The 6,255-nt window shown below is 42.7% G+C and carries 5 protein-coding genes; 4 read left to right on the top strand and 1 reads right to left on the bottom strand.

The genetic code is table 11. From position 1 onward, the window contains the following. Positions 1–1,851, top strand: a 1,851-nt coding sequence (locus CDG79_RS20230; protein ID WP_223278224.1) for a hybrid sensor histidine kinase/response regulator, incomplete at its 5' end; no start/stop codon positions are given. Between the two features lie 331 nt (positions 1,852–2,182). Here CDG79_RS20230 and ctpA read toward each other — a convergent pair. Next, a complete protein-coding gene (gene ctpA, locus CDG79_RS20225) occupies positions 2,183–3,427 on the bottom strand; it encodes a carboxyl-terminal processing protease CtpA (protein ID WP_094343713.1) in 1,245 nt (414 codons plus the stop codon). Between the two features lie 505 nt (positions 3,428–3,932). Between ctpA and petB the strand changes: the two genes are divergently transcribed. The 3 genes from petB (at position 3,933) to CDG79_RS20210 (ending at position 6,243) form a co-directional block, all read left to right on the top strand. Further along, positions 3,933–4,580 carry a cytochrome b6 gene (gene petB / locus CDG79_RS20220; RefSeq protein WP_094332660.1) on the top strand — a complete coding sequence of 216 codons (648 nt, stop codon included), beginning with the start codon at positions 3,933–3,935 and terminating at the stop codon, positions 4,578–4,580. Between the two features lie 259 nt (positions 4,581–4,839). Continuing rightward, entirely contained in the window at positions 4,840–5,322 is a 483-nt protein-coding gene (petD, locus tag CDG79_RS20215; protein ID WP_094343712.1) for a cytochrome b6-f complex subunit IV, read from the top strand. A gap of 477 nt (positions 5,323–5,799) precedes the next feature. Next, positions 5,800–6,243 carry an ATP-binding protein gene (locus tag CDG79_RS20210; protein ID WP_094343718.1) on the top strand — a complete coding sequence of 148 codons (444 nt, stop codon included), beginning with the start codon at positions 5,800–5,802 and terminating at the stop codon, positions 6,241–6,243. The last annotated feature ends 12 nt before the right edge of the window (positions 6,244–6,255 follow it).

Below are 6,255 nucleotides of genomic sequence, written 5' to 3'. Positions count from 1 at the left end.
AATCCCCAATCCCCAATCCCCAATCCCCATTTTGCTATGACAGCATTCTCTACAAATTCCATTACATTGAACAATCCTGTTACAAACCCGTTTGACAATGGCATTATCCTGATTGTCGATGATGTGCCAAATAACTTGAAGGTGCTTTCAGACACCTTAGCAAATGCTGGTTTTGAAGTGGCGATCGCGACCAGTGGAGAAAGCGCTTTACAGCAACTAGAACATACTCCCGTGTCTTTGATTTTACTAGATGTGATGATGCCAGGGATGGATGGCTTTGAAACCTGCCAGCGCATCAAAGCCAATGCAAAAACCCGAAATATTCCGATTATTTTTATAACCGCCCTGTCGGAATCGGTAAATAAAGTCACTGGTTTTGAACTAGGAGCCATTGACTACATCACCAAACCCTTTCAACAGGGTGAAGTTTTAGCACGGGTGCGGACTCATTTAAAGCTTAATCAATTGAGCCAGTCTCTTGAAGCGAGAAATACAGAACTACAACAACTCACCCAGCAACTAGAGCAACGAGTCAGCGAACGAACCCAGGAATTATTTGCATCGATTGAAACCCTCAAACAAACTCAACAATTGATGCGTTTAGTGTTTGATACTATTCCATATTGGGTAGGGTGGAAAGATATCAATTCAGTTTATTTAGGTTGTAATCAAAGTTTGGCTGATATGCTGAAGTTGAGTTCTCCCGATGAGATTGTGGGTAAAACCGATTATGATTTAAACTTCAGCAAAGAAGAATGTGATTGGTTTTTGATGTGCGATCGCCGCGTCATCAAGTCTGAGCAAGCAGAATTTCATATCATAGATCGAGTTCTACGGGCGGATGGTCAGCAAGTTTGGTTGGATACGAGCAAGATGCCTCTACGCGATGTCAACGGTAATGTGTTCGGCATTTTATTCGTGACAAAAGACATTACAGAACGCCAGCAAGCTGAAGAAGAACTCAAACAACAAAAACAAAACCTAGAACAAGCACTCGCAGAACTTCAGCACACCCAAGTGCAATTGGTGCAAAGTGAAAAAATGTCGGCACTGGGAAACCTTGTTGCAGGGGTGGCACATGAAATTAACAACCCCGTTGGCTTTTTGGGTGGCAATATTCAACCCGCTTTGGATTACATCAAAGATATATTTGGGTTGGTGGATTTATATCAGCAGAAATATCCCAATCCTGATGCCGAAATTCAAGATGAGATCGAAGCAATTGACCTCGATTACATCCGTGAAGATTTACCTAAGTTAGTCGGTTCAATGCGAGAAGGTGTGAAGCGAATTCGAGATATTAGCACTTCTTTACGAACCTTCTCTCGTGCTGATAGCGATCGCCCGGTTGCTTGTAACATTCATGATGGCATTGAAAGCACTATTCTGATTCTCAAACATCGCCTGAAAGCTTCAGAATCTCGCCCAGAAATTCAAGTTATCAGAGAATATGGTCAGTTACCATTAGTAGAATGCTTTGCTGGTCAGTTAAATCAGGTATTTATAAACATCTTAGCAAATGCGATTGAGGCACTAGAAGAATCAAATATTGACCGCAGTTTTGAAGAGATCCAAACTAACCCTAATTGGATCGCAATTAGCACCCAAGTTAGTGACTCCAAACAGGTGATTATTAGTATTAAAGATAATGGTTTAGGGATGAGCGAAGAAATAAAACAAAAGGTTTTTGACCACTTATTTACTACGAAATCTGTCGGTAAAGGGACAGGATTAGGATTGGCAATCGCGCGACAAATCATCGTAGAAAAACATGGAGGTTCAATTACTGTAAATTCAACCCTGGGAAAAGGGACTGAGTTTGTATTAGAGTTCCCAATTATCAAAAATTAAACAAAAGTAATCTACTAATTCTACTTGAATATATACCAATCCTATTTGATTTTTGCCAGATAAAGAAAACCGAGTTTTTAATTTTGGATAAAGTTGAGCTAAGAGGTTTGACTACGCAAAACCTTCCCTCTCCGAATCGGAGAGGGATAGGCTTGAACTTTAGTTGAAGGCAGGCAGAGGTTTGTCGAAATTCCTAATATCATGTCCGGTTAATTAGTTATGATTCCCACATCTGTGCAAAAATCGGAAAATCCCCTTTTCCCCTGCCTCCCTGCAAGAACTGCGGTCTTCATAATAAGTCCTTAAACGGACATGATATAACTCCTAACTTTTAAACCTTTCCTGCCACAACCGAGTCTTTCTTCAAAAGTTCCACTGCTGCTTGATATTGCAGATCCGCTTCAGTACCAATCTGTTCGCGGTTAATTGGGTCTTGGGAAATCACTTTATCTGGCTTAATACCTAGTTTGTTAATATCCCGGTGTTGAGGAGTTTCATACTTAGCAATTGTGACTGCCAAGCCTGAACCATCTGATAATTCAAATAAAGATTGAATTAGACCCTTGCCAAAAGTGGTTTCACCTACCAACTGGGCACGACCGTTATCTTGGAGTGCGCCGGCCAGAATTTCACTAGCACTGGCAGTTCCTTGATTCACCAAAATCACCAGAGGATCGTTAGTCAAGGCTGGGCCCAAGGCTTCAAAACTACCTTGAATGCCTTGTCGATTTACTGTGTAGACGATAGTACCAGAGTCTAACCACAAACGAGCGATTTCAATTCCTGATTGCAATAACCCCCCAGGATTATTTCGTAAATCCAGAATGTAGGCAGCAGCACCTTTTTTTTCTAGACTAGAAATAGCGTGTGCCAATTCCGTTGAGGCGTTGGCATTGAATTGGGTGAGGCGTAGGTAGCCAATAGGCGTACCTTCAGTGGAAACACGCAATTTTGAAACCACAGGGTTAAGAGCAATGCGATCGCGTGTTAATCTAATTTCCGTTTCTGCCTCTCCGTCACGTTCAATGAGGAGAGTTACCAGGCTGCCACTAGGGCCCCGCATTTTAGTCGCAGCTTCATCTAGGGTAAGATTTTTTGTAGAAACGCCTTCAATTTTAAGAATGCGATCGCGTGGTCTAATTCCCGCTTTATCTGCTGGTGAACCCGCTATAGGAGCCACTACTTCCAACTTTCCAGTTTCAGGATTCAGGGCAATTTGCAATCCTACCCCAGTCAGTTCCCCAGAAGTATTGACCTGTAAACTGCGGTACTGTTCCGGGTCTAAAAAGCGGGTAAAAGGATCGTCAAGGCTCTTGAGCATCTTCCCAATTGCCGTATAACTGGCATTTGAGTCTGCCAGTGGCTTTTCTAGAACCTTTTGCCGCACATCCGCCCAGTTTTGATGATTAAACGTCTCATCTAGATAAGTGCGATTAACAATTCGCCAAACTTCCGAAACCAGCTTTTGTTGGCTAGTCATTGCCACCGCAGGCTGTGTGAGCGTACCAAACGCCAACCAAAACGCCATTAACAACGAAAATCCAACCCGAAAGACTTGTTTATTCATGAACCCCATTATCAATTCCACCTCAACCCAAATTGCCTAGAAATGCTCAGTTGCCCTGTTGTTGATGAAATCTATCTCTCGATTATGTTACTTTTTTTATAGAAGTGGTGCATTTCTCTCATCAAGTTGTTCAGTCAACTGATGGGTTGTATCCACTCACGAAAGGATAAAATCTACTTTGTGTCCACCATTTTCTATGCAGGGGCGTAAAGAGATCGCAATATATTCCTTCTTTACAGAGTGTAAAGTTTCTGAAGACTCTTAGCACGCCCAAAGCTGACAAGCAAACGAAAAAACTCGCCTTTACTAAAATCCCAAACTTGCTAATTGGGAGAGAAGTCATAAGAGGCGGCTGATGAAAAGTTCATAGACAATTCTGTTGCTACTCTAGTCTGCGGCAACCCCTTGGGTGAATCCGCAGGATGCCGAGGCTTGGAATCATCAGAATTTTAGCCGCCAATTTAGAACTTCGGGATTTATCAACCGCAACCGACTTTTAGGAACTTGAGATTGTATGGCCAACGTTTCCGACTGGTTTGAGGAACGCCTGGAGATTCAGGCACTCGCTGAAGACGTTACTAGCAAGTACGTCCCTCCCCACGTCAACATCTTCTACTGCCTGGGTGGTATTACCCTGGTTTGCTTTCTCATCCAGTTTGCCACTGGATTTGCCATGACGTTCTACTACAGGCCAACAGTCACTGAAGCTTTCTCTTCAGTGGAGTACATCATGAATGAAGTCAACTTCGGTTGGCTAATTCGCTCCATCCATCGCTGGTCTGCCAGCATGATGGTATTGATGATGATTTTGCACACCTTCCGGGTTTATCTGACTGGTGGTTTCAAAAAGCCCCGCGAACTGACCTGGATAAGTGGTGTGATCCTGGCTGTAATTACAGTTTCCTTTGGAGTCACCGGCTATTCCCTACCTTGGGATCAAGTTGGCTACTGGGCTGTGAAAATCGTTAGCGGCGTACCAGAAGCAATTCCCGTAGTTGGCGTTTTGATCTCCGACCTGCTGCGCGGCGGTTCCAGTGTTGGTCAAGCAACACTAACTCGTTACTACAGCGCCCACACCTTTGTGCTGCCTTGGTTGATTGCAGTCTTCATGCTGTTTCACTTCTTGATGATCCGCAAGCAAGGTATTTCCGGGCCTTTGTAATCTCAGTTATTAGTGAAAGGCAAGATTTGTCAGTTTTCAGATCGAGTTGTTTGTTCTAAACTTATGAAACACAATAAATTTAATTGCAGATAAGTTCCAACAAACAAACACTTGTATCTGAAGCCTAAAGCTGTAAACTCCCTCCAGGTGGCTGACGGTAAATCAACAAAATGCTCCTTCCCACCTGCTAGGGTTGCCTAGTAGCTGATAGCTTTCACAAATGCTTTAATTTAACTTAAGCAGGAGAGCATATTTCAAAATGGCAACACACAAAAAACCCGATCTGAGCGATCCTCAGTTAAGAGCAAAACTCGCTAAAGGCATGGGTCACAACTACTATGGTGAACCCGCTTGGCCTAATGACTTACTTTATGTCTTTCCAATCGTGATCATGGGTTCCTTTGCTGCAATTGTGGCTCTAGCTGTGCTAGATCCCGCCATGACCGGCGAACCAGCAAATCCTTTTGCTACACCATTGGAAATTTTGCCAGAGTGGTACTTGTATCCAGTCTTCCAAATTTTGCGATCGCTTCCTAACAAACTTTTAGGAGTGTTAGCAATGGGTTCGGTACCAGTAGGATTAATTCTCATTCCCTTTATTGAGAATGTCAACAAGTTCCAAAACCCTTTCCGCCGTCCAGTCGCAACCACAGTCTTCCTCTTTGGTACTCTTGTCACCCTGTGGCTAGGTATTGGTGCTGCCTTGCCATTGGATAAATCTTTGACCTTGGGACTATTCTAAATTAGTCACCACAAAGTGCTTTGACACCTGTGAGTTTCAAGAGTATATACAGATGTGCTTTTGAAAGAAATCTACAGGTGTCAATTTTAACGATATAGAATTCATTAATCCTAGCCTCTTCTCTACAAGAGGCTGAACCAACGAGTAATCAGCCAAAGGCCATTGGTGTAAACTTCAGGTAAAATGCTTGACTTAAACAAGCTTTTAGAGATTATCTTGTTCCCAGTCTTCGACTGAGAATGCCTAATAGGAAGGCTGCGCCTCAAGACTTGCGCTAAAGTCATCAAATATAAACATTTTTCACTTAATTAACGTAAGTTGCTAGTTACAATCCTCAAAATGCCAAAATCGTCGATATTTTGTATTTTGGTACACAAAATATCTGAATTTAAATTTTTCTATATCGGAGAAATTTGGCGAATAGTGCAAAATTTAATAACTAGCAACTTGGGTTTATTTGTATTTAAGTCACAGTTAATGTTTACTATAGTGCAGCAAGACCATCTGAAGGTTAAGAGCGAACTTAGTCTCCTAAACCAGGTGCAAGAATGGTTCGAGCAATTTTGTCTGCAACATTTGTCTCAACTTGGCTGGTCAAAAACCCAACTAGACCGGCTCAATTTAGCATTAGCAGAAGGCTTTACTAACGCTGTTCGTCACGCTCATCATGCCTTACCCCCAGAAACAACCATTGAGATTAACGTTTATCTATGGATTGACCGACTAGAGATTAGAATTTGGGATTATGGAAAACCTTTCGATCCTGATGCGATCGCAGAGCCAGCCCCAGGTACTCTACAAGTAGGTGGCTATGGATGGTTTCTCCTCCGGCGGTTGGCAGACCGGGTTGTATACGAACGTGGTGCAGATGGTAGAAATTGCCTGCTCATCGTCAAATACTCTGTAGAAACACAAAATTGACATCCTCCCGCC

Source organism: Nostoc sp. 'Peltigera membranacea cyanobiont' 232 (genome assembly GCF_002245985.1).
Taxonomy (GTDB): Bacteria; Cyanobacteriota; Cyanobacteriia; order Cyanobacteriales; family Nostocaceae; genus Nostoc.
The sequence above is the reverse complement of the archived record's forward strand: the minus strand, read 5'-3'. Positions and strand labels throughout refer to the sequence as shown.

What these genes read in the sequence shown, in the direction of transcription:
- ctpA (WP_094343713.1), bottom strand. Translation starts at nt 3,427, where the DNA reads ATGGGGTTCATGAATAAACAAGTCTTTCGGGTTGGATTTTCGTTGTTA.
- petD (WP_094343712.1), top strand. Translation starts at nt 4,840, where the DNA reads ATGGCAACACACAAAAAACCCGATCTGAGCGATCCTCAGTTAAGAGCA.
- CDG79_RS20210 (WP_094343718.1), top strand. Translation starts at nt 5,800, where the DNA reads ATGTTTACTATAGTGCAGCAAGACCATCTGAAGGTTAAGAGCGAACTT.
- petB (WP_094332660.1), top strand. Translation starts at nt 3,933, where the DNA reads ATGGCCAACGTTTCCGACTGGTTTGAGGAACGCCTGGAGATTCAGGCA.